Source organism: Bradyrhizobium sp. P3_C3, assembly GCF_056402655.1.
The window spans coordinates 90810-113171 of sequence record NZ_JBFUGY010000018.1 but is presented as its reverse complement, the minus strand read 5'-3'; the positions used below and the strand labels follow the sequence as shown (position 1 = coordinate 113171).

The following is a 22362-nucleotide window of genomic DNA, read 5'->3' as shown; positions in this document are numbered from 1 at the left end:
CGGCGACCCTGTCAGGCGGCCGGCTTGACAAAATCGCGGGATGGTCTAGCTATGTAAATGTTATTTACATTCACAACGGCGCTGGTGCCGTGATGGAGATGGAAATGGCCTACACCGCTGATGTCAATCGATGGCGCGGTTCCTCTGACGAACGCTATGAGCGCCCCCACATGCTCGATACGCCCTGGCATCCCGGCTGGATCGCCGTGACCATCCTCGGCTTCATCATCTGGTGGCCGATCGGACTTGCCCTTCTCTTTTTCACACTCGGGAGCAGAAAAATGGGTTGCTGGAGCCACCAGGATCGCTGGCAGAACAAGATGGAGCGGATGCAGTACAAGATGGACCGCATGCGCGGCCGCATGGAGCGCCGTGGTTTCGGCTTCGGCTTCGGCCCGCCCTCGAGCGGCAACCGTGCCTTCGACGAATACCGCACCGAGACGCTGCAGCGGCTCGAGGAAGAGCAGGTCGAGTTCAGGAACTTCCTCGACCGTCTGCGTCACGCCAAGGACAAGGAAGAGTTCGACCAGTTCATGGCGCAGCACAAGACGCGCCCGACCCCGCCGCCGACCGACCAGCCGCAGGGCTGATCTAAATAGGCTGATCCGGGGTCTGCCTCTCAAAGCCTTCAGGCGCATGCCCCCAAAGTCCTGATGGCCCCGAGCCGCCCGCCTGCGCAACCCGCAGGCGGGTGGTTTGGTTTTTGGGGACCCGAACCAACCGCCGAGGATCCGACACCAAGACTTGCGCGTGCCACCTCAATCCGCCGCGCTGCTGGACGACACGCATCATGGACCTCTACACCCGCCTGCTGCTTGCCGTGACCGCCCTGGCGGTGCTGGGCTACATCGGCTTGGTCTATGGCAGCTGCGCGTCCGATCCCGATTGCCATTTTCGCCTCTGCGCCGGCGGGCGTGCGTTCTGCGGCGTTGATCACGTACATGTGCAGGATCGGTAGAACCCGATCCGCACCACGCCCGACCAAGCCCTGACGGCGCATCTCCCGCGCGCTGACGGGTACGACCATGACCAACGCCGAACGCAAAAAGATCAGCCATAGCATCGCGCTCCTTGAGCGCGCCTCGGCGCTGTTCGACCGGTTCGGAAACACCGTGCCGGTGGCGATCGCGTTCCTCAATGGATGGCAGACGGAAGTCCAGCTCTATCCGCAGTGGCAGCTCGGCGAATCCTGGCGGTTCTTTCTCAGCCTTTATCTCTATTGGTTCGCCTCGTTCGCACTCAGCCGCGCGGTCTCGTTTGCAAAGGGGAGCATCGCCCCATGATCCTGCTCCGCGATGTCGCGCTCTTCGTCCTGCCGGTGCTCATCGCGGCGGGCGGCTGGCTCTACGCGCTCAGCCTGCGCAAGCGGGCCCGGCCCGGTCTTGAGGGCGAAAGCAAGCGCGTCCCGGCGGCGTGACTGGCGCCCCGACCCGGACCGCCTATATTCGCCTTCACAAGAGTGGGCGGACCGGAGGCGACAATGGCGGAAGCTGCGATCACGGCGAGCGACGGCCTCTGGCGACAGATCCGCAGCGAGGCGCAGCGCGCGGCTGATGCAGACCCCGTGTTCGGCAAGGCCCTTGCGAGTGCCATTCTCGCTCACGATGATTTTGCCGCCGCTTTGGCCGATTTGATCGGGCAGCGGCTCGGCAGCGGCTCCACCGGGCGCACGCGCTTCACGTCCTGTTCCCGCGACGCCTTTCAAGGCGAGCCAGAGCTGATCGAAACCGCCAGCCGGGATTTGCAGGCCATCGCATTGCGCGATCCCGCCATCACCGACCTGCTGCCGCCGCTGCTGCATTACAAGGGCTACGTCGCGCTGCAAGCCTGGCGCGTCTCGAACTGGCTCTGGCGTCATGACCATCGCGACGCGGCGCTGCTGTTTCAGAACGAGGCGTCCAACCTGCTGCAGATCAGCATTCATCCGGCCGCATCCATTGGATCGTCCGTCTATCTCGACCACGCCACCGGCATCGTGATTGGTGCGAATGTGGTGATCGGTGACGAGGTCACCATCCTCCAGAGCGTCAGCATCGGCCGTCGCGGTGAATTGCCGACGCGCTCGCCGCGTATCGGCCGCGGCGTCTACATCGGTGGCGGCGCGACCATTCTCGGTGACATCAATATCGGTGAATTCGCCAAGATCGGCGCCGGTGCTGTTGTGACCGGTGACGTGCCCGCCGGCTGCACCGCGATCGGCAATCCCGCGCGATTGACCAATTGCCCCGAGCCCGCCTCGGCGGCCTGACCCTATCAACCTTCGGAGAGTTGCAATGAAGACGGCAATCGTGATCGGCGTTGGACCGGACCGCGGGGTCGGGGCCCGGCTTTGCAAGCGTTTTGCGGCCGATGGGCTCAAGGCGATCGTCGCGGGCCGGACGCTGTCTGCCTTGCAGGCCGTTGTAGACGACATCACGAAGGCGGGCGGCGCAGCCGTGCCCTTCGTTGCCGATGCGACCAGGGAGGGGGACATCGTCGCGCTGTTCGATGCCGCCGGCGACAACCTCGACCTCGCCATCTACAACGCCGGCAACAACACGCCCGGCAAGATCATCGAGATGGACGCCGACTATTTCGAGAATGCCTGGCGCGTGGTCTGCTTCGGCGGCTTCCTGTTCGGCCGCGAGGCGGTGCGGCGGATGGTGCCGAAGAAGACCGGCACGCTGCTGTTCACGGGCGCCAGTGCCTCGCTGCGCGGACGCTCCGGCTACGGCGCCTTCAACTCGTCCAAGGCCGGCCTGCGCACGCTGGCGCAGGCGATGGCCAAGGAATACGCGAGCGACGGCATCCATGTCGGCCATGTCGTGGTCGACGGCGCGATCGCCGGCGACAAGATCTTTTCACGATTCCCGGATGCGGCCGGCCGCGAGGACAGCCTGATCGACATCGATGGCATCGTCGATGCCTTCGCCTTCCTCTATCGCCAGCCCGAGCGCGCCTGGTCGTTCGAGCTCGACGTGCGGACCTCGAAGGAGAAGTGGTAGAGGGGCGGCCCTCGACCATTTCTACCGCCGTCATTGCCCGCGAAGGCGGGCAATCCAGTATTCCAGAGACAGCATTGAGATGCGGAGGAGCCGCAGTGTACTGGATACCCCGCTTGACGCCTACGCTAAAGCTTCGGCGCCCCTGGACCGCAGCCCCGGCGAAGCCTTGGCGTAGCCGGGTCGCGGGGTATGACAGTCGTAAGGGTGGCGTAGATCAATACCCCGCCGCCAGCCCACTGTTGCGGCGTGGATCGTTCGCACCGTAGTAACGATTATTGCCGACTTGCTCGCCGTTCAGTGACGGCGCGCCCAAGATGATGACCGCCAAATGGTTCGCCGGTTGCGGCGGCCCGAATTTGTGCCCCATCCCTTCTAGAATCTTCTGCGTGTCCGGCGACAGCGCATAGTTCTCCACGTTGGTCATATCAGGCAGCCATTGCTGGTGGATGCGTGGCATGTCGACGGCCTCCTGCGCGTTCATGCCGTAGTCGATCGCATTGATCATGGTCTGCAACACGGCGGTGATGATGCGGCTGCCGCCGGGCGTGCCTACCACCATGACGGTCTTGCCGTCCTTGGTGACGATGGTCGGGCTCATCGAGGACAGTGGACGCTTGCCGGGAGCAATCGCGTTGGCCTCACCCTGCACCAGGCCATACAGGTTCGGCACCCCGACCTTGGCCGTGAAGTCGTCCATCTCGTCGTTCAGCAGCACGCCGGTCTTGGCCGCCGTCACCTTGGCGCCGAACCAATCGTTCAGCGTGTACGTCACCGATACCGCGTTGCCGTCCTTGTCCGCGATTGAATAGTGCGTGGTGTTGCTGCCCTCGTGCGGCGCGACGCCCGGCTTGATGTCCTTGGAGATTGCGGCCTTGTTCGGATCGATCACGGCGCGGATCTTGGTCGCGTAATTCTTGTCGAGCAGGCGGTCGAGCGGATTCTTCACGAAATCCGGATCGCCGAGATAGCTGTTGCGGTCCACGTAGGCATGCCGCATGGCCTCGATCTGCACGTGCACGGCCTGCGCGGAATGGTAGCCCAGCTCCTTCAGAGGATAGCCCTCCAGGATATTCAGGATCTCGCAGATGACGACGCCGCCCGAGCTCGGTGGCGGCGCGGAAATCACGTGATAGCCGCGATAGTCGCATTCGACAGGCGCGAGCTCGCGCGTCTTGTAGCCGTCGAGGTCGTCCTGCGTCAGGAGGCCCTTGCCGGCCTGGCTCGATGCCACGATGGCGCTGCCGACCCAGCCCTTGTAGAAGCCGTCGGTGCCCTTGCTGCTGATCTCGCGCAGGGTTTTCGCCAGTTCGGATTGCAGCAGTCGATCGCCCACGCCGAACGGCTGGCCGTTGTTGAGGAAGATCGCGCTCGATGCTGGATCGTCCTTGAAATCGTCGGTTGCCGTGCGCAGCAGGTCGATGTCGCCCTGGTCGAGTACAAATCCCTGTTCGGCGAACTGGATCGCGGGAGCGAGCAGGTCGGCGCGCTTCATGGTGCCGTATTTTTCGCGCGCATATTCCATGCCCGAGACGGAGCCTGGCACACCCACAGCCAGATGTCCCTTGGTCGAGATGCCCTTGATGACGTTGCCATCCTTGTCGAGATACATATTGGCCGTCGCCGCCTTGGGCGCGGTCTCGCGGAAATCGAGGAAGGTCTTGCGGCCGTCGGCGAGCTGGATCGTCATGAAGCCGCCACCACCGAGATTGCCGGCGGCCGGATAGACGACGGCCAAGGCATAACCGACGGCCACAGCGGCATCGACGGCATTGCCGCCGCGCTTCAGCACATCGACGCCCACCTGGGTCGCCAGATGCTGCGCGGACACCACCATGCCGTTTTGCGCGGCGACCGGTGCGACCGACGCCGCGCGCGCGGCGCCGAACGTGACGAGGCTGACCGATATGATCGCGGCGGCCATCCACCGCACATTGGTTTGTGGTTTCGGCACTGGACGCTCCTCAGGCTGGGCCGGTGATGCCGGCACGTTGTTGTCCGCGAGCGCAGCCTATCAGCTCGTGCCCGCCGTGAGATGCGAGATGGAGCATGTGGTCGTGGTGTAGCTGTGGCGCACGCTAAGCTCCCTGCGATTTCGGGCTGGGCAGGGGAGGAGGTTCCAGAAGGGGCGTCCGTTGTGCCCGGTGTCATAGCGCCACGAGTCCGACTGCGCTCCCTCCCCCTTGGGGGGAGGGGGGGCAGAGGGGTAACCCAGGAAAAGTGCTCGTTGCGTGCGTCCGATTTCATCACGGTGGGAGCCCCCGTGTGGTACCCCTCTCCCTAGCCCTCCCCGCAAGGGGGGAGGGAACCGACCTCGCCAGTGGACCCGGCTCCGATCCGTCGCCGCCATGTCCCGCGGCAAAGCGGCCAACCGCCTGCGCTGCCTACCTTTCCGGCAGCCAAATTCGGCCGTGGTAACCGCACGTTAACCATCGGCGGGCTCTGTAATTGCGGACAGTCGTGCCCGGAGCCGTGCTCGAGGCCCATAGTTTTGACATCTTGGCAGGGAATGCAGGCGGCCGGCTTTGGACGAGCCCCTGTACCCCAGAAAGACAAGGCTTTGAGCGGGCTTGCCGGCCGCGCCGGTGCTAGCGCGGCTGTTGGGGAACCGGCAGCCATTTGCTGGCCGGAGAGGTCAGGGAAATGATCGCCTTGAGAGGATACTGCTTATGAATCCGGCCGACGTGGCTCAGTCAGCCCTTCCGGTTGCCGCTTCCGCGGACGTGTCGCTGATTGCGCTGTTCTGGCAGGCTCACTGGATCGTGAAAGCGGTGATGCTGGGGCTTCTCGCCTGCTCGGTCTGGGTCTGGGCCATCGCGATCGACAAGATCTTTCTTTACGCGCGCACCCGCCGCTCGATGGACCGGTTCGAGCAGGCCTTCTGGTCCGGCGAGTCGATCGAGGAGCTTTATCGCACGCTCTCGGCCAAGCCGACGCATTCCATGGCGGCCTGCTTCGTCGCCGCCATGCGCGAGTGGAAGCGCTCGTTCGAGAGCCACGCCCGCTCGGTCGCGGGCCTTCAGATGCGCATCGACAAGGTGATGAACGTCTCGATCGCGCGCGAGGTCGAGCGGCTGGAACGCCGGCTGCTGGTGCTCGCCACCGTCGGCTCCGCCGGCCCCTTTGTCGGCCTGTTCGGCACGGTCTGGGGCATCATGTCGAGCTTCCAGTCGATCGCAGCGTCGAAAAATACCTCCCTGGCGGTGGTCGCGCCGGGCATCGCCGAAGCGCTGTTTGCGACCGCCGTCGGCCTTATCGCCGCCATTCCTGCCACTATTTTCTACAATAAGTTCACTTCCGAGGTGAACCGGCAGGCCCAGCGGCTCGAAGGTTTCGCCGATGAATTTTCCGCCATTCTGTCGCGTCAGATCGACGAGCGGGGCTGACGGACGGCATGTATAGTGTGAGGGGCAATTTGGGCACTCGATCATGGCGATGAACGTAGCTAGTTCGTCCGGAGGCGGCGGGCGTCGTGGCCGGCGCAAGCCCGTCGTGGCCGAGATCAACGTCACGCCGATGGTGGACGTGATGTTGGTGCTGCTCATCATCTTCATGGTGTCGGCTCCGATGTTGACGGTCGGTGTGCCGCTCGACCTGCCGCAGACCCAGGCCAAGAGCCTCGAAAACAACGACCAGAAGCCAATCCAGATGTCGGTCGACATCAAGGGCAAGGTCTTCATCAACGACGCCGAGATCGCGATCAACGAGTTGATCCCGAAGCTGAAGGCGATCACGGACGCGCGCGGCGGGCTCGAGGAGCGCATCTATCTTCGCGCGGACAAGAAGGCGGATTACGGAACGGTGGCCAAGGTCATGGGCCTGTTGTCCGGCGCGGGCTTCAAGAAGCTGGCGCTCGTGACCGAGGCGGATCAGGGGTAAACCGGTGAAGGTGAACGTCGACAAGACACTCGTTGCGTCGATTGCCCTCCACGTCCTCGTGCTTGGATGGGGACTGGTCACCTTTAGCAGCAAGGCCTTTGTCGCGGAAGAGTCGCTTCCGATCGACATCATCTCCACCGATCAGCTTGCGCAGATGATGTCGGGGCAGAAGACCGGCAAGAAGGAAGAGCCGAAGCCCAAGGTCGAGAAGATCGCCGAGGCCAAGCCCGAGGAAGAAGCGGTCGGCAAGGTCACCGAGAAGAAAGAGCTGATCAAGACCAACTCGACGCCCGAGCCGCCGCCGAAACCCGTCGAGAAGCCGGTCGAGAAGAAGCCCGAGCCGCCCAAGCCCGTCGCCGAGGCCAAGCCCAAAGAAGAGCCGAAGCCGCAGGAAAAGAAGCCTGATCCGGCGAAGGAAGATCCGATCGCCGAGCTCCAGAAGAAACTGGAGACCAAGAAGCCTCCGCCGAAGCCCGTCGAGCAGAAGGTCGCGGCGGTGCAGCCGCAGCAGCAACCGAAGCCCAAGGAGCGCAGCTTCGATCCCGCGCAGATCCAGCGCGACCTCGACAAGCGCGCGGCGACCCGGCACGAGCTCTCCGGCGCGGCGCTGAATGCATCGGCTGCGCTGGGATCGACGACCGGGACTGCTGCCAACAACGTTGCGACGTGGGGAGGCGCGTTCACGAATGCGGTCCGGCGCTGCTTCACGCCCACCTATAACGGGCAAGACGCCGAGCAATACGAGGCTGACATCGATATCCCGATGAAAATCGACGGCTCGCTTGCGTCCGAGCCGGTTATCGTCGCGGTTCGCGGCCCGTCTCGGTCGATTGCTCAGGCGGTGGCGGAGAGCGCCAAGCGCGCCATCGTGCAGTGTCAGGTCTATTCGTTCCTGCCGAAGCAGCAGTATGACACCTGGAAGACCATTCCAATGCGCTTCGGCCTGAAAGATATGTTGTGACATCCGAACAAAAGAATTTTGCGATGAATGACGTCCTATCGATGAACCGCCGCCGCTTCATGACGCTGACAGGATCGGCGCTCGCGACGCTCGGGGGCGGACATGCCCTGGCCCAGGGCCAAAAGCGGCTCGAACTCAATCCAACGGAGTTTCGGCCGATCCCGATCGCGATCTCCAACTTCGTGCCGGGCTCGCCCGCCGACGGCGACGTCAGCAACGGCGTCACCCAGGTCATCACCAACAATCTGAAGCGGTCGGGCCTGTTCGCACCGATCGACCAGGCCGCTTTCATCGAGCGCATCAGCAACATCGACGTCGCGCCGCAATTCCAGAACTGGAAGACCATCAACGCCCAGGCCCTCGTCACCGGCCGCATGACGCGGGGGCAGGACGGAAGGCTCAAGGCGGAATTCCGCCTGTGGGACGTCATCACGGGCCAGCAGCTTGCGGGCCAGCAATATTTCACCTCGCCGGAATATTGGCGCCGTATCGCCCACATCATCTCCGACCAGATCTATGAGCAGATGACCGGCGAAAAGGGCTATTTCGACAGCCGCGTGGTGTTCGTAGACGAGACCGGTCCAAAGGAGCGTCGCGTCAAGCGGCTCGCGATGATGGACCAGGACGGTGCCAATGTGCGCTATCTGACCCGCGGCTCCGACCTCGTGCTGACGCCGCGCTTCTCGCCGAACTCGCAAGAGATCACCTACATGGAGTTCGGCCAGGGCGATCCGAAGGTCTATCTCTTCAACATCGAGACCGGCCAGCGCGAGATCGTCGGCAATTTCCCCGGCATGACCTTCGCGCCGCGCTTCTCGCCGGACGGCCAGCGCGTCATCATGAGCCTGCAGCAGGGCGGCAATTCGAACCTGTTCGTGATGGATCTGCGCTCGCGCTCGACCACGCGCCTCACCGACACGCCGGCGATCGACACCTCTCCGTCCTACTCACCCGACGGCACCCGCATCTGCTTCGAATCCGATCGCGGCGGCAGGTCGCAGATCTATGTGATGGCCGCGGGCGGCGGACAGGCGCAGCGCATCTCCTTCTCCAAGGACGACACCAACGCCACCTATTCGACGCCGGTGTGGTCGCCGCGTGGCGATTACATCGCCTTCACCAGGCAGGGCGGCGGGCAGTTCTCGATCGGCGTCATGAAGCCGGACGGCTCCGGCGAGCGTCTGCTCACCTCGGGCTATCACAACGAAGGGCCGACCTTCTCGCCGAACGGCCGCGTGCTGATGTTCTTCCGCGATCCCGGCGGCAGCGGCGGGCCGTCGCTGTTCTCCGTCGACATCTCCGGCCGCAACGAGCTCAAGGTGCCGACGCCGGGCTTCGCCTCCGACCCGGCATGGTCGCCGCTGCTGTCCTCGACACCCGGCTAGAGCGCTTGCGAGCGAAGCGGATACAGGTTCGCGTGAAACATCGGGGCTAAGACATTGCGCGTTCAGACGCGCGATGTTTTCGAAAAAACATGCCGATTTTTTCGGGGTTTGGTGCAGGACGCAAGCTTTCCTTCACCTTGTGCCCGGCAACGCTTGCCTAGTTGCTTGATATTTCAGCGGAAACATGTTCGCTATTGCCGAAAAACAACTCGACTTTAACGATGTTCCCTCAGAAAGGCTTCATCAGGTCTGGGTAAAAGTACGCGCCAAACAGGACGCGTAACAAGCCGATGCAGCTGGCCGACCAGAAGCAGAGCGATCGAGACGAGCTGGAGCCGATACTCTACGCCGCTCTCATCAACTCTATGGTGCAGAATTTCTGGGCGATCTTCCTGGGCTCGGCCTCCGCGGCCGTGGCCGCGGTCATGACTGCGCTGAAGACAGGCGATGCCTGGCTGTGGCCGCTCGCATTTCTGCTGATCGCGATCGGCACCGCGCGCGCGTTCCAGATGCGCGGATACGAAAACCGCACGCACCCACTGTCGTTCGAGGAAGCCAAGCACCTGGAGCCGCGCTACTGGCTCGGCGCGCTCAGCTATGCGGCGGTGCTCGGCCTGTGGTCCTTCGTCGTCATCTACAACAATGACGATCCGATTGCCGACATGCTCTGTGTCGCCATCGGCATCGGCTACACCGCGGGCGGCGCCGCCCGCAATTACGGCCAGCCCCGGGTGATCCAGTGGCACGTCGCGCTCGCCTGCGCACCGATGTCGCTCGCGCTGCTGCTGCATGGCGGCTTCTACCACATCGGGCTCGCCGTCCTGCTCGTGTTCTTCTTCGTCGGGCTGAAGAACATCAATCTCAGCCTGCATGCGATCTTCGTCAAGGCGCTGACCTCGAGCTTTCGTGAGTCCGCGCTGGCAAGCCAGTTCGACACCGCGCTCAACAACATGCCGCATGGCCTGTGCATGTTTCGCGCCGACGGCCGCCTTGCGGTGATGAACCATCGCTTCGGCGAGCTGATGGCGTTGCCCGAAGATCTGGTCAAGCGTGGCGCCACCGCTGCCGACATCGTATCGGCCTGTATCGCCGCCGGCTCCATCTCGGCGGAGAGCGGCAAGCAGATCCTGGCCGAGATCGAGCATGCGCGGATCTGCGAGATCGTCACCACCGACCCGGATTCCTCGCGCGGCCGCGCGCTCGCCTGGACGTTCCAGCCGATGACTGGCGGCGGCACGGTGCTGCTGCTGGAAGACATCACCGAGCGTACCAACGCGGAAGCCCGGATCACCCATCTCGCCCGCTATGACGAGCTCACGGCGCTGCCCAACCGGGTCTCGTTCCGCGACGAGATCGAACGGCTGCTGGCGATCTCGCACGACGCCGAGCGTCTCTCCGCGCTGCTGTTCGTCGATCTCGACCAGTTCAAGCAGGTCAACGACACGCTCGGCCATCCCTGCGGCGACCAGCTCCTGTGCGCGGTTGCCAACCGCCTGCGCGAGATGCTGCGTCCCGAGGATTTCGTCGCCCGCTTTGGCGGCGACGAGTTCGTCGTGTTCCAGCAGAACATCAGCTCGGCCGAGGATGCCGCGAGCCTCGCCCGCCGCATCGTCGAACGCCTGAGCGAGCGTTATCGCATCGACAATCACCTGGTTGAGATCGGCGCCAGCGTCGGCATCGCGCTGACCTCGCCGGACGGCGACGTCAGGGCCGACACGCTGCTCAAGAACGCCGACATGGCGCTCTATCGCGCCAAGGCCGACGGCCGCGGCACCTTCTGCTTCTTCCGCGACGAGATGGCGGCCACCGTCGAGGCCCGCCGCATTCTCGAGCTCGACCTGCGCAAGGCGCTGGCCAACGAGGAATTCGAGCTGTTCTACCAGCCGCTGGTCAATCTGAAGTCCGGCAAGATCACCACCTGCGAGGCGCTGCTGCGCTGGAATCATCCGGTACGCGGCACGGTCTCGCCGGTCGACATCATCCCGGTCGCCGAGGACATGGGGCTGATCGTCGATCTCGGCCGCTGGATCCTGCGCCGCGCCTGCATGGAATGCATGAAGTGGCCCGACGGCGTCAGCGTCGCCGTCAACTTCTCGCCGCAGCAATTCCACCAGCGCGACGTGCTCAGCGAAATCCGCTACGCGCTCGAGGTCTCGGGGCTGCCGGCCCATCGGCTGGAGATCGAGATCACGGAGTCCTCGCTGCTTCGTAACACCCAGCTCACCCACGACACGCTGTCGCAACTGCATGCGCTCGGCGTGCGCATCTCGCTCGACGATTTCGGCACCGGCTATTCCAGCCTCAGCTATCTGCACAATTTCCCGATGCAGAAGGTGAAGATCGACCGCTCCTTCCTCGAGGGCATCGACACCGACCGGCCGCTGACGCTGCTGCGTGGCGTGGCGCGGCTGTCGGCCGACCTCGGCATGGCCGTGGTGGTCGAGGGCATCGAGACCAACGAGCAGCTCGAGCTGATCAGCGCAGACGGCACCGTCTCCGAGGCGCAAGGCTATCTGTTCAGCCGTCCGGTGCCCGCCGTGCGGATGCGCCAGCTCCTCAACGCCTCGCATGGACGGCGCGGCGAGGGCCTGCTCCAGGTTGTCAGCTCACGCTCCTTCGCCTGATTCCACATCCAGAAATTGCACGTCGTTTCAGACAGTTGCTGAACCGACCGTAGTGCTACGGGGGTTAACCCTATCGCGTCGATTGCTTTGCATCGTCGTTAAGGAGGTGTTAATAAATCGTCACGCGCGCGCAAGTTGTTCAGCGGCAAATGGCCCAGGTTCGCGTGGTGTTGTTGGTGGTGGGTAAGGAGTTCGAATGCAGTCCTCAGCCAGATCTGTCATTTCGGCTGTTGGACGGGGAGCGGAGCTTCTGACCGACGTCGACTATCATCTCGCGGCGACGGACGCGGAGAAGGAGCAAATCTACAACCTCCGCTACCGCGCCTATCTGCGCGAGGGTGCCGTCAGGGAATCCGCGGAAGCCCGCGTCACCGACCGCTACGACGAGCTGCCGAACGCGTGGACCTTCGGCGTCTATCTCCGTGGCCAGCTCTGCAGCTCCGTGCGCATCAGCGTGCTGACTTCGGAATGGCGCGAGTCCACCTCGGCCGACGTCTTCCCCGACATCCTGCTGCCGCGGCTCGATCGCGGCGAGGTCATGATCGACCCGACCCGCTTTGTCGCCGATCCCGACCAGGTGAAGCGGGTTCCGGAATTGCCCTATCTGACGACCCGGCTCGCCTACATGGCGTGCGAGCACTTCAATGCCGATCTCGGCCTCGCCATCGTGCGTCCCGAGCATCAGGCCTTCTACCGGCGGGTGTTCCTGCACGAGACGATCGCCGAGCCCCGCCTGGTGCCGGGTCTCACCAAGCCCTTCGGACTGATGGCGGCGGATTTCCCGACCTTCCGGAAGAAGGTGTTCGAGCGCTATCCGATCATGCGCTCCACCGCGTTCGAGCGGCGGATGCTGTTTGGGCGCGGCGGGCAGCGCGAGATCCCGCAGCGGTCGTCACTGGTGCCGGAAGCCGCTCACGTCTGATTGCCTGCCGTCACCGCCTCGAGCCGCCGCGCGCCTTTCGGCCGGGGCTCCGTTCATCCCCATCATCGTCCGAGCCCAAAATTCCAGCAAAAGCCTGCACTTTTGCCGGTTGCTGCAGGTTGCTTCACCCTCGCGCCACATTTAGAACCCATTAACCATGACGGTTGCTTTTCGCGGTTTGGGGGCATTTGACCGGCTGAAGCAAGGTTCCATCAAGGTTGACGGAACGTTCGCTTAACCAACCCCCTGTAGACCGGACAGCAGTGGACGAACGTGAGCGTGGAGGCTCCGGAATGAAATACCCTATGCGTATCCTCCAGGGATTGAAGCTGGCTGCGGTGGTTGCGATCGCGCTGTCGATGGGCGCATGCGCGAACAAGAACGCAGCGACGGATGCGATGGCCAATGCTGCGACGCCTGGCAGCCAGCAGGATTTCGTCGTTAACGTGGGCGACCGCGTGTTCTTCGAGAGCGACCAGACCGATCTGACGCCGCAGGCGATCGTGACCCTGGAGAAGCAGGCGCAGTGGCTCCAGAACTATCGGCAGTACAGCTTCACCATCGAGGGGCATGCCGACGAGCGCGGCACCCGCGAATACAACATCGCACTCGGCGCCCGCCGCGCCCAGTCGGTGCGTTCGTTCCTCGCCTCGCGCGGCATCGATCCGAACCGCATGCGCACGATCTCCTACGGCAAGGAGCGGCCGGTCGCCGTCTGTAACGATATTTCCTGCTGGTCGCAGAACCGTCGCGCCGTCACCGTGCTGAACGCGAGCTCCTGACGATCAGTCAGGCGCCGTTCATCTTCAGGAACCGATTATGCCGGCGCCCTCTCGGGCGCCGGTTTTGTTTCAGCCATCTGTGACCGAAACCCCGTGGTGCCAGTCACATTTTTGGCGTACTGCCTTTCAATGTGTGGCGCGTCGCATGTTCCGTCGCAGATTTCGTTTTCGTCGTCAGGGCAAGATGTCATCCAGATCCAAGGTCTTTACCGGCACCGTGGCGATCGCCGCGCTGTTCTCTTTGTGCTCGCCTGCACTGGCGCAGTCGGACGATGACCCCGAGATGCGGATCGAGCGGTTGGAGAACCAGCTGCGCCAGCTCACCGGCCAGAACGAGGAGCTGCAATATCGCAACCGCCAGCTCGAAGAGCGGCTGCGGGCGCTCGAGGGCGGCGCGCAAGCCGCGCCCGGACAGGTGCCGGTCCAGCCCTCGGTCGCAGCCGTACCGCCTGCGCAGTCCGCGCCGGCCTATCGCCAGCAGCAACAGGCTCAGCCGAATTACGAGCAGCCGCAGATCGCTGCTCCCGCGCCGATCGTTCAGGAGCAGCCGGCGCCCGGTGCGCCGGGCGTGCGCCGCCGCGGTGATTCCTTCGATCCGAACCAGAACCCGAATGCGCCCGGCGCGCCGCGCGCGCTTGGTGGCGGGCAGCAGCCGATGCCGGCAGGCGCCCCTGGCGGCGCGCCCGGCGGGCGCGCTGCCGGCGAGCCGCTCGATCTCGCCAACACCAGCCCGCGCTACCAGCAAGGCGTGCCGCCGGCAGCCCAGCCCGGCTATCCGCCGGCACAATCGGGCTATCCAGCGCCATCGGGCGGCACCGGCCTGACGACCCTGCCGCCCTCGGCAACGCCGCGCGACGAGTTCGACCTCGGCATCGGCTACATGCAGCGCAAGGACTATGCGCTCGCCGAGCAGACCATGAAGAATTTTGCGCAGAAACATCCGAGCGATCCGCTGCTCGGCGACGCGCAATACTGGCTCGGCGAAAGCTATTTCCAGCGCCAGCAATATCGCGACTCCGCGGAAGCCTTCCTCGCCGTCACCACCAAATACGACAAATCCGCCAAGGCGCCGGATGCCCTGCTGCGGCTCGGCCAGTCGCTGGCCGCGCTGAAGGAGAAAGAGGCCGCCTGCGCCGCCTTCGGCGAGGTCGGCCGCAAATATCCGCGCGCCTCCGCCGGCGTCAAATCCGCCGTCGATCGCGAGCAGAAGCGGGTGAAGTGCTGACGCGTGGTGTTTGCGCCCTGACAATGCGGATGGCGCCGCGCTAAATAGTCTGGTGATTGCCTGGGCAGCGTCATGTCGGACGACGACAACTCACCGATCTCGGCGCGCGCGGCGAAGCAACTCTTCGCCGAGCTCAGAAGTGCGCCGGCGCTGGTGCTCGCGGTCTCCGGCGGACCTGACTCGGTCGCGCTGATGTGGCTCGCCGCGCGCTGGAAGCGCGGCTTGGCACGCGGTCCGCAATTGACCGTCGTCACCGTCGATCACGGCCTGCGCCCGGAGGCGGCGCGCGAGGCGCGCGAGGTCAAGCGGCTTGCGGCCGAACTCGGGCTGGCACACCGGACCCTGCGCTGGCGTGGCGCGAAGCCGAACACGGGACTGCCTGCCGCTGCACGCGAAGCCCGCTACCGCCTGCTTGCACAGGCCGCGCGAAACGCCGGCGCGAGCCATGTGCTGACCGCCCACACCCGCGACGATCAGGCCGAGACCCTGTTGATGCGCCTTGTCCGCGGCAGCGGGCTTGCCGGGCTGTCGGCAATGACGCGCCTCACGGAGCGCGACGGCGTCGTGCTGGTGCGTCCGCTGCTCGATGTCCCGAAGTCGCAGCTGATCGCGACCTTGAGGCGGGCGAAGATCGGATTTGCCGATGATCCCACCAATCGCGACACCGCCTTCACCCGGCCGCGGCTGCGCGCGCTGCTGCCGCAACTCGCGGCCGAGGGGGGCGACAGCCGGAGCCTGGCGCGGCTCGCAGGCAGGCTGGCGCGCGCCAATGCGGCGGTCGACGTGCTGGTCGATGGCGCCGAACGCTTCCTTCAGCTTCGGGCGCGCGGCGATGCGCCGCAGGCGGGCGGTCGCAGCTTCGAGGCCTCGGCATTCGCCAATCTGCCGGAGGAGGTCCGGCTGCGGCTCCTGCTGCGGGCCGTCAATGCCCTCGGTCATGAGGGGCCGGCGGAACTCGGCAAGGTCGAGACTCTCCTGGCCGCGCTCGATCAGGCCATGGCTGCAAGTTTGGCTGAAAGCCCCCGCGCAGCCGCAAATGGCCGGCCGTTCCTGAAGCAGACCCTTGCGGGAGCCTTGATCAGCCTTGCCGGGGGGCGTATCCACATCGCACCGGCGCCGGCCCGGCGGTCCAAGGGACGGACGAGGGCGGATCAGGGCGGATCATGACACCGGCCGTTTCCGCCGCGCGCCGTCAGGACACCTTAACCAGGCAGGAAAAACCCCGGGCAGATCGCCATTATTTCAGCGGGAATCGCTCTAAGATGGGATAAATAGTCCCATCTCGTTCCCTTGGCAGCGACCGGGGCGGCACCTAAATTGTATCCGTCTAACCAAGAGGATTCCTTGGGGATTTCCTCGCACTGACAAAGTAACTGCTACCGCCCAAGGATCAGGCCGCGATCCGCGCGACCATGAAGGAAGATCGATGAACGCCAATCTGCGCAATTTCGCCCTCTGGGTCATCATTGTCTTGCTGCTGTTGGCGTTGTTCACGCTCTTCCAGAATCCGGGTCAGCGCGCCTCATCGCAGGACATCGCCTYCTCCCAGCTCTTGAGCGAAGTTGACCGCGGCAATGTGCGCGATGTCGTGATCCAGGGGCCGGATATCCACGGCACCTTCACCAATGGCTCAAGCTTCCAGACCTATGCGCCGAACGATCCGACGCTGGTGAAGCGCCTCTATGACAGCAAGGTCCAGATCACCGCGAAGCCGCCCGGCGACAACGTGCCGTGGTTCGTCTCGCTGCTGGTCTCCTGGCTGCCCTTCATCGCGCTGATCGGCGTGTGGATCTTCCTGTCGCGGCAGATGCAGGGCGGCGCCGGCAAGGCGATGGGCTTCGGCAAGTCGCGCGCCAAGATGCTGACCGAGGCCCATGGCCGCGTCACCTTCGAGGACGTCGCCGGCGTCGACGAAGCCAAGCAGGACCTGCAGGAGATCGTCGAATTCCTCCGCGACCCCGGCAAATTCCAGCGCCTCGGCGGCCGTATTCCGCGCGGCGTGCTGCTGGTGGGCCCTCCCGGCACCGGTAAGACCCTGATCGCGCGTGCGGTCGCGGGCGAAGCCAACGTGCCGTTCTTCACCATCTCGGGTTCCGACTTCGTCGAAATGTTCGTCGGCGTCGGCGCCTCCCGTGTCCGCGACATGTTCGAGCAGGCCAAGAAGAACGCGCCCTGCATCATCTTCATCGACGAAATCGACGCGGTCGGCCGTCACCGTGGCGCCGGTCTCGGCGGCGGCAATGACGAGCGCGAGCAGACGCTGAACCAGTTGCTGGTCGAGATGGACGGCTTCGAGGCCAACGAGGGCGTGATCCTGATCGCGGCGACGAACCGTCCCGACGTGCTCGATCCCGCGCTGCTGCGTCCGGGCCGCTTCGACCGTCAGGTCGTGGTGCCCAATCCCGACGTCGTCGGCCGCGAGCAGATCCTCAAGGTTCACGTCCGCAAGGTGCCGCTGGCGCCGGATATCAACCTCAAGACCATCGCGCGCGGCACGCCCGGTTTTTCCGGCGCCGACCTGATGAACCTCGTCAACGAAGCCGCCCTGACCGCCGCCCGCCGCAACAAGCGGATGGTGACCCAGGCCGAGTTCGAAGAGGCCAAGGACAAGGTGATGATGGGCGCCGAGCGCAAGTCGCTCGTCATGACCGAGGAAGAGAAGCTGCTGACGGCCTATCACGAGGGCGGCCACGCCATCGTCGGCCTCAACGTCGTCGCGACCGATCCGATCCACAAGGCGACCATCATTCCGCGCGGCCGCGCGCTGGGCATGGTGATGCAGCTGCCTGAGCGCGACAAGCTGTCGATGTCGCTGGAGCAGATGACCTCGCGCCTCGCCATCATGATGGGTGGCCGCGTCGCCGAAGAGCTGATCTTCGGCCGTGAGAAGGTGACCTCGGGTGCATCCTCCGACATCGAGCAGGCGACGCGTCTGGCCCGCATGATGGTTACGCGCTGGGGCCTCTCGGAGGCGCTCGGCACCGTGTCCTATGGCGAAAACCAGGACGAGGTGTTCCTGGGCATGTCGGTCTCGCGCACCCAGAACGCATCGGAGGCGACGGTCCAGAAGATCGACACCGAGATCCGGCGTTTCGTGGAAGAGGGCTACAACGAAGCGACCCGCATTCTCACCGAGAAGCGTGCCGACCTCGAAGCTCTCGCCAAGGGCCTGCTCGAGTTCGAGACGCTCTCCGGCGACGAGATCATCGACCTGCTCAAGGGCAAGAAGCCGAACCGCGAGTCCGTGCTCGAGCCGGCTACGCCGCGCGCCTCCGCCGTGCCCCCGGCCGGCAAGTCGCGGCCGCGGCCCGATCCGGATCCCGGCCTGGAGCCTCAGCCGCAGGCGTAATCGAGAGGCGCAGATCGAATTGAAAAACGCGGCGGAAACGCCGCGTTTTTTGTTGGCCGATGTTGATGCAGTTGCGCTTCAGACTGCGGTCTCGTGCCCCGGACGCAGCGCACCGCCCCTTCGGCGGTGCGCTGCGGAGCCGGGGCCCATGTCTCCGCATCTTGCCGTGTGGCCTTCTGGATCCCGGCTCAGCGCAGCAGCGTTGCACGCAGCAGCGCGTCCGGGACACGAGAGAGGTGCGTGTCGTCGGCCCGCAAACTCCGTCATTGCGAGCGTAGCGAAGCAATCCAGAATGTTTCCATGGCAGCAGTCTGGATTGCTTCGTCGCTTCGCTCCTCGCAATGACGGCGTGGATGCAGTTGGGCTCGTAATGGCTCTGCACCGGTCGCGTAGGGTGGGCAAAGGCGCGTAGCGCCGTGCCCACCATCTCTCGGCAATTGCGATAGACGCGGTGGGCACGCTTCGCTTTGCCCACCCTACGATATCTCACTTCGCTGCCGCTCCGGGCCACTCACCGCCACGTTCCAGAAAATGCAGCACGTCGTCGCTGAACTGCTCGGGATCCTGCAGGAACGAGAAGTGACTGACCTCCGGCTGGATCAGCAGTCCGGCGCCCGGAATGTTCGCCGCCATGAATTCGGTGTTCTCGCGCTTGATCGCCTCGTCGTGGTCGCCGTCCACGATCCAGGTCGGGACCTTGATCGTCGCGAGATCCGACGCCGTCCATTTCGGCTGGCTCTCCCACATTTTGGTAATCTCCGCGACGAAGCCCTTGTACTCGGTCGGGGTCGGCGACAGGCGCTTGTACTCCTCGCCAGCTCTCGCGATGTAGGCGTTGAAGACGTCGCTCGACGCAATGTCCGCAACGCCTGACGGATCCGAATTCGCCGCGAAGGCGAACAGCTTGCTCACCCGTTCCGGGTGCTTCATCGCGATGTCGAGGCCGATGATCGCGCCGTCGCTCCAGCCGACGATCGCAGCTTTCCTGATCTTCAGGTGATCGAGCAGGGCGACCACGTCCGAGGCCATCAGATCGTAGCCATAGGGCTCCTGATTGCGGCTGCTGCGCCCATGCCCGCGGCTGTCCATGACGATGACCTGATAGTGCCGTTGCAGCGCGCGGACCTGGCGGCCCCAATAGTTGGCGTTGGCGAGGCCGCCATGCAGCAGGATGACAGGCTCGCCGCGGCCGAAAATTGCGTACCAGACCTTGATGCCGTTGACGGGCGCGAAGCCGCTCTGCGTCGCCCTGGGCAGTGTCGGCGTCGGCGGCAGGTTCAGCCATTGCGGTGCCGCATGTGCCGCGCTGATCGCGATCGTGACGAGAAGCGCGGCGAGAAGATTGCGAAACATCATGATACGCCCTCCTGTTCGATCGGATATTTGCGCACGGCAAGTTGGGCGCGTCACGTCGCAACACGGTCCACCACCGAGACGTGAAGCCTCGTGATCTCCATTGCCGGGCAGACGACATCGATCCCACAACGCAACATCCGGGCTCAACTGGGTCGCGCGCTCGGTCTGACCTGTGTCATCGCCACGCCTGCGATCGCGAGCAGCCCGCCGGCGATCAACTTCGGGGTCATGCGCTCGCCAAGGAACAGCACGCTCGACGTCAAGGCGAACACCGGAAGCAGCAGGCCGAAGGGCGCGACGCGGCCCATGGAGCAGCGGGCGATCAGCCAGAACCAGAGGCCGAACCCGACAATTCCGCCGATGAAAATCGTGTAGGCGAGCGCCAGCCAGCCGCGTCCATCCGCCGTGACGAGGCTCGCCAGTTGTCCGTATTCGAGCAGCAGCGACATCAACATGACCTGCGGCACTGTGAACAGCGACGACCACCCCATCAACATCAGGGGATCGAAAGGGCCGTAGCGTTTCGTCAGGACGTTGGACACCGCGAATGCGAAGGCCGCCCCGACCACTAGCAGCAGCGGAAGCCCGTTGGCCGACAGGCCAGGCTCCGCTGCCAGCACGACAACGCCGGCGAATGCGAGCAGCACTCCGGCGGTCGTGGAGAGAGACGGCCGCTCGGCGAGCAACGGCCAGGCCAGCAGGACGGTGAAGGGCGTGGCGAGTTGATACGCGACGGCCGACATGCTTCCCGAGCCGAGCCCGAGGCCGACATAGAACAGCCCGAAGTTCAGACCGCCCAGGAAGATCGAAATGGCTGCGACAGGGCCGAGCTGCGCGCGCGTGGGCCTCTTCACGAACGGAACGAGCAGCAGCGCGATGGCCAGGAAGCGCAGCGCGAGGAAGAACAGCGGCGGAAACTCCGCGACGCCCACCTTGATGGCCACGAACTGATAACCCCAGAGCAGGGGAACGGCTACCGCGCAGACGATCTGGATGGCAGACATGGCATCCTTCCTTTCACGACCGATCGGTCCATATATTGACGCGCCAGGTGCGGAGGCGTCCGGGGGTAGTTGACCTGATTGGGTTGCTACCTGACGAACCGGTCGAGCAAAGCGTCAGCGGTGGCTTGCGATGTGGCCCGCGCCGGCGCCGTCTTGCCGACCACGCGCAGGCCCTCGACGAAACAGACCAGAATTTTGGCGGCACTCGCGGGATCGACACCGTCGGCCAGCTTGCCCGCCACCTTCGCGCGGGACAGGGCATCGGCCAGGCGGGCCTCCATGGCCCTGAAGAAGCCCGCTACGCGACGACCAATCGCGGCATCCTGGCCGGCCAGCTCCATGGCCGTGGCCACCAGCAGGCAGCCGCGCCGGCCGTTGGCACCGCTGGTGCGATCGACATAGCCGGCAAGATAGGCCCGCAGGGCGTCGACCGGCTCCCTGCGGGGGGCGAGTTCGACATCCATCCGCGTCACGGCATCGGCAATGTAGCGATCGAGTGCGCGCAGGAAGAGCGAGTGCTTGTCGCCGAACGCGGCGTAAAGGCTGCCACGCGAGAGTTTCGTGGCCCGAAGCAGGTCCGGCAGCGCCGTGGCGTGATAGCCGCGCGACCAGAACACCCCCATCGCGCGTTCGACCGCGGCATCCACGTCGAAGCTTCGGGGGCGGCCACGGGGCGACTGCACTGGGGTTGGGCGGCTCATCATCGACATATAGACCGATTGGTCTTTAAATCGCAAGTGCCCGTTTCGGGGCGAAAGCCGATGTCAGCTTTGAACGCGGAAATGGCTGCTATGGGCCAGTTGCAGACATCCGACAGCCGTGTGACCATGGCGGCCGTTGTTGCAGCCTACGATCGAGAAATTCCAAAAAGAGTTGGTTGGCTGAGACAAAGGCTCCGCGAGATCGACGAGTCATCGAGGCCCGACGGAGGGCATGCATTTGAGAAATTCAAGCAACGCTGCGTGTCCTAGCGAAGGTGCAGTCCAGATCGGCGGTCGATCACTGGCTTACCTTCAGGTCGGCGATCCGAACGGTCCGCTCGTACTTCACAATCATGGCGGACCATCGAGCCGGCTCGAAGCCAAGGTTTTTGCGTCTCACGCGCTCAAACTTGGTTTGAGATTTGTGTGCGTGGACCGTCCAGGCCAAGGCAAATCAGATCCTCAACACGGTCGCACCTTCGCAGGCTGGGCCGCAGACCTGGAAGCGATTGCCAACGCTTTTGAGACCGATCGCTTTGCGGTCACAGGCTGGTCTGAGGGTGGTCCTTGGGCGCTCGCGGCAGCGGCGTACCTTGATCCCGCGAAGCTGGTACACGTGACCAGCATCGCTCCCGGATCCTACGGCGCATTCGGTACGAATTGGGCAGCGAAGGATCTGTCCTCGACCGACGCCATAGGCGGGTTCCTTGCACTGCATTTCCGGCCGGGTTTCCAGCTGATGTATGACCTGATCGATCTCGCTGCGACGCGGTTTCCGGAGCAGTACAAGAAGGCATTGCTGAAGGCGAGCTGCCCCGCTGACCTCGCGGCGCTTGCTGATGACGATGTGCTGAGTGCCATCGTGGAGTCTGGACGCGAGTGTTTCCGGCAAGGCGTTGACGGTCTCGTGGCCGATGCGCAGATGCTCTATCAACAGTGGCCATTCGACGTCACGGCGATCCATAGGCCGGTTCATCTGTGGCAAGGCAGCGCCGATACGTTTGTGCCTTACGCAGTAAACAAACCGCTGGGTGAGCGGATGCCTGGAGCGGTATGGCACGAAGTCGCTGATGGCGGGCACTTTATCGCGAGTTCACACGCCGCCGAAATATTGGCAGTCGTTGCCAACGATCTGGCAGCAACGGCGTGATTTCGGTCTCCCATCGTCCCGATGGGAATGTCCGCTACGGGCC

General features: G+C 64.4%; 21 protein-coding genes. 17 read left to right on the top strand and 4 right to left on the bottom strand.

Features of this window, described 5'->3' with window-relative positions; translation table 11 throughout:
- Positions 1 to 104: 104 nt before the first annotated feature.
- From AC1DW2_RS21630 to AC1DW2_RS21605, 6 genes are all read left to right on the top strand, one after another.
- Entirely contained in the window at positions 105 to 590 is a 486-nt protein-coding gene (locus AC1DW2_RS21630; protein ID WP_028152211.1) for a DUF2852 domain-containing protein, read from the top strand.
- A gap of 200 nt (positions 591 to 790) precedes the next feature.
- A complete protein-coding gene (locus AC1DW2_RS21625; RefSeq protein WP_144030761.1) occupies positions 791 to 958 on the top strand; it encodes a hypothetical protein in 168 nt (55 codons plus the stop codon).
- Between the two features lie 67 nt (positions 959 to 1025).
- Entirely contained in the window at positions 1026 to 1283 is a 258-nt protein-coding gene (locus AC1DW2_RS21620) for a hypothetical protein (protein ID WP_063981091.1), read from the top strand.
- Positions 1280 to 1417, top strand: coding sequence for a hypothetical protein (locus AC1DW2_RS21615; RefSeq protein ID WP_187387923.1), 138 nt, complete (start codon positions 1280 to 1282; stop codon positions 1415 to 1417). The genes AC1DW2_RS21620 and AC1DW2_RS21615 overlap by 4 nt, the downstream gene beginning before the upstream one ends.
- 63 nt (positions 1418 to 1480) lie before the next feature.
- Positions 1481 to 2248 (top strand): serine acetyltransferase domain-containing protein, encoded by a 768-nt coding sequence (locus AC1DW2_RS21610; RefSeq protein WP_063981092.1) that lies wholly within the window; start codon positions 1481 to 1483, stop codon positions 2246 to 2248.
- 25 nt (positions 2249 to 2273) lie between these two features.
- Positions 2274 to 2984 (top strand): SDR family NAD(P)-dependent oxidoreductase, encoded by a 711-nt coding sequence (locus AC1DW2_RS21605; protein ID WP_283017562.1) that lies wholly within the window; start codon positions 2274 to 2276, stop codon positions 2982 to 2984.
- Between the two features lie 214 nt (positions 2985 to 3198).
- Here AC1DW2_RS21605 and ggt read toward each other — a convergent pair whose 3' ends face one another.
- On the bottom strand, positions 3199 to 4905 hold the full coding sequence (gene ggt / locus AC1DW2_RS21600) for a gamma-glutamyltransferase (RefSeq protein ID WP_354123592.1): 1707 nt from the start codon (positions 4903 to 4905) through the stop codon (positions 3199 to 3201).
- Positions 4906 to 5650: 745 nt separating this feature from the next.
- On the opposite strand from ggt, the gene tolQ reads away from it, so the two are divergent.
- The 10 genes from tolQ (at position 5651) to ftsH (ending at position 18108) form a co-directional block, all read left to right on the top strand.
- Entirely contained in the window at positions 5651 to 6367 is a 717-nt protein-coding gene (gene tolQ / locus AC1DW2_RS21595; protein WP_014492404.1) for a protein TolQ, read from the top strand.
- Positions 6368 to 6410: 43 nt separating this feature from the next.
- Positions 6411 to 6860 carry a protein TolR gene (gene tolR, locus AC1DW2_RS21590; RefSeq protein WP_028152217.1) on the top strand — a complete coding sequence of 150 codons (450 nt, stop codon included), beginning with the start codon at positions 6411 to 6413 and terminating at the stop codon, positions 6858 to 6860.
- Between the two features lie 4 nt (positions 6861 to 6864).
- Positions 6865 to 7821 carry a protein TolA gene (locus AC1DW2_RS21585; RefSeq protein ID WP_084794964.1) on the top strand — a complete coding sequence of 319 codons (957 nt, stop codon included), beginning with the start codon at positions 6865 to 6867 and terminating at the stop codon, positions 7819 to 7821.
- 41 nt (positions 7822 to 7862) lie between these two features.
- The gene (gene tolB, locus AC1DW2_RS21580; RefSeq protein WP_049807612.1) at positions 7863 to 9206 is read left to right on the top strand and encodes a Tol-Pal system beta propeller repeat protein TolB; all 1344 of its coding nucleotides are present in this window, start codon (positions 7863 to 7865) and stop codon (positions 9204 to 9206) included.
- A gap of 290 nt (positions 9207 to 9496) precedes the next feature.
- Positions 9497 to 11830, top strand: a complete 2334-nt coding sequence (locus AC1DW2_RS21575; RefSeq protein WP_063981095.1) for a putative bifunctional diguanylate cyclase/phosphodiesterase — start codon at positions 9497 to 9499, stop codon at positions 11828 to 11830.
- A gap of 196 nt (positions 11831 to 12026) precedes the next feature.
- Positions 12027 to 12752, top strand: coding sequence for an N-acyl amino acid synthase FeeM domain-containing protein (locus AC1DW2_RS21570; protein WP_063981096.1), 726 nt, complete (start codon positions 12027 to 12029; stop codon positions 12750 to 12752).
- Positions 12753 to 13045: 293 nt separating this feature from the next.
- Positions 13046 to 13534 (top strand): peptidoglycan-associated lipoprotein Pal, encoded by a 489-nt coding sequence (pal, locus tag AC1DW2_RS21565; RefSeq protein ID WP_028152222.1) that lies wholly within the window; start codon positions 13046 to 13048, stop codon positions 13532 to 13534.
- A gap of 184 nt (positions 13535 to 13718) precedes the next feature.
- Positions 13719 to 14759, top strand: coding sequence for a tol-pal system protein YbgF (gene ybgF / locus AC1DW2_RS21560; RefSeq protein ID WP_166344448.1), 1041 nt, complete (start codon positions 13719 to 13721; stop codon positions 14757 to 14759).
- A 72-nt stretch (positions 14760 to 14831) separates the two neighbouring features.
- On the top strand, positions 14832 to 15926 hold the full coding sequence (gene tilS, locus AC1DW2_RS21555) for a tRNA lysidine(34) synthetase TilS (protein WP_063981097.1): 1095 nt from the start codon (positions 14832 to 14834) through the stop codon (positions 15924 to 15926).
- A 259-nt stretch (positions 15927 to 16185) separates the two neighbouring features.
- Positions 16186 to 18108: an ATP-dependent zinc metalloprotease FtsH gene (ftsH, locus tag AC1DW2_RS21550; RefSeq protein ID WP_477007146.1), complete on the top strand. Its 1923-nt coding sequence runs from the start codon at positions 16186 to 16188 to the stop codon at positions 18106 to 18108.
- A 486-nt stretch (positions 18109 to 18594) separates the two neighbouring features.
- Here the strand turns inward: ftsH and AC1DW2_RS21545 are convergent, their stop codons facing one another.
- The 3 genes from AC1DW2_RS21545 to AC1DW2_RS21535 all read right to left on the bottom strand — a co-directional run bounded on the left by AC1DW2_RS21545 (position 18595) and on the right by AC1DW2_RS21535 (position 21169).
- Positions 18595 to 19464, bottom strand: coding sequence for an alpha/beta fold hydrolase (locus AC1DW2_RS21545; RefSeq protein WP_199877122.1), 870 nt, complete (start codon positions 19462 to 19464; stop codon positions 18595 to 18597).
- Positions 19465 to 19607: 143 nt separating this feature from the next.
- Positions 19608 to 20468: a DMT family transporter gene (locus AC1DW2_RS21540; protein ID WP_063981099.1), complete on the bottom strand. Its 861-nt coding sequence runs from the start codon at positions 20466 to 20468 to the stop codon at positions 19608 to 19610.
- An 86-nt stretch (positions 20469 to 20554) separates the two neighbouring features.
- The gene (locus tag AC1DW2_RS21535) at positions 20555 to 21169 is read right to left on the bottom strand and encodes a TetR/AcrR family transcriptional regulator (protein WP_187388042.1); all 615 of its coding nucleotides are present in this window, start codon (positions 21167 to 21169) and stop codon (positions 20555 to 20557) included.
- Positions 21170 to 21401: 232 nt separating this feature from the next.
- Here AC1DW2_RS21535 and AC1DW2_RS21530 point away from each other — a divergent pair, with 232 nt between their 5' ends.
- Positions 21402 to 22319 carry an alpha/beta fold hydrolase gene (locus AC1DW2_RS21530; protein ID WP_063981100.1) on the top strand — a complete coding sequence of 306 codons (918 nt, stop codon included), beginning with the start codon at positions 21402 to 21404 and terminating at the stop codon, positions 22317 to 22319.
- Positions 22320 to 22362: the final 43 nt, after the last annotated feature.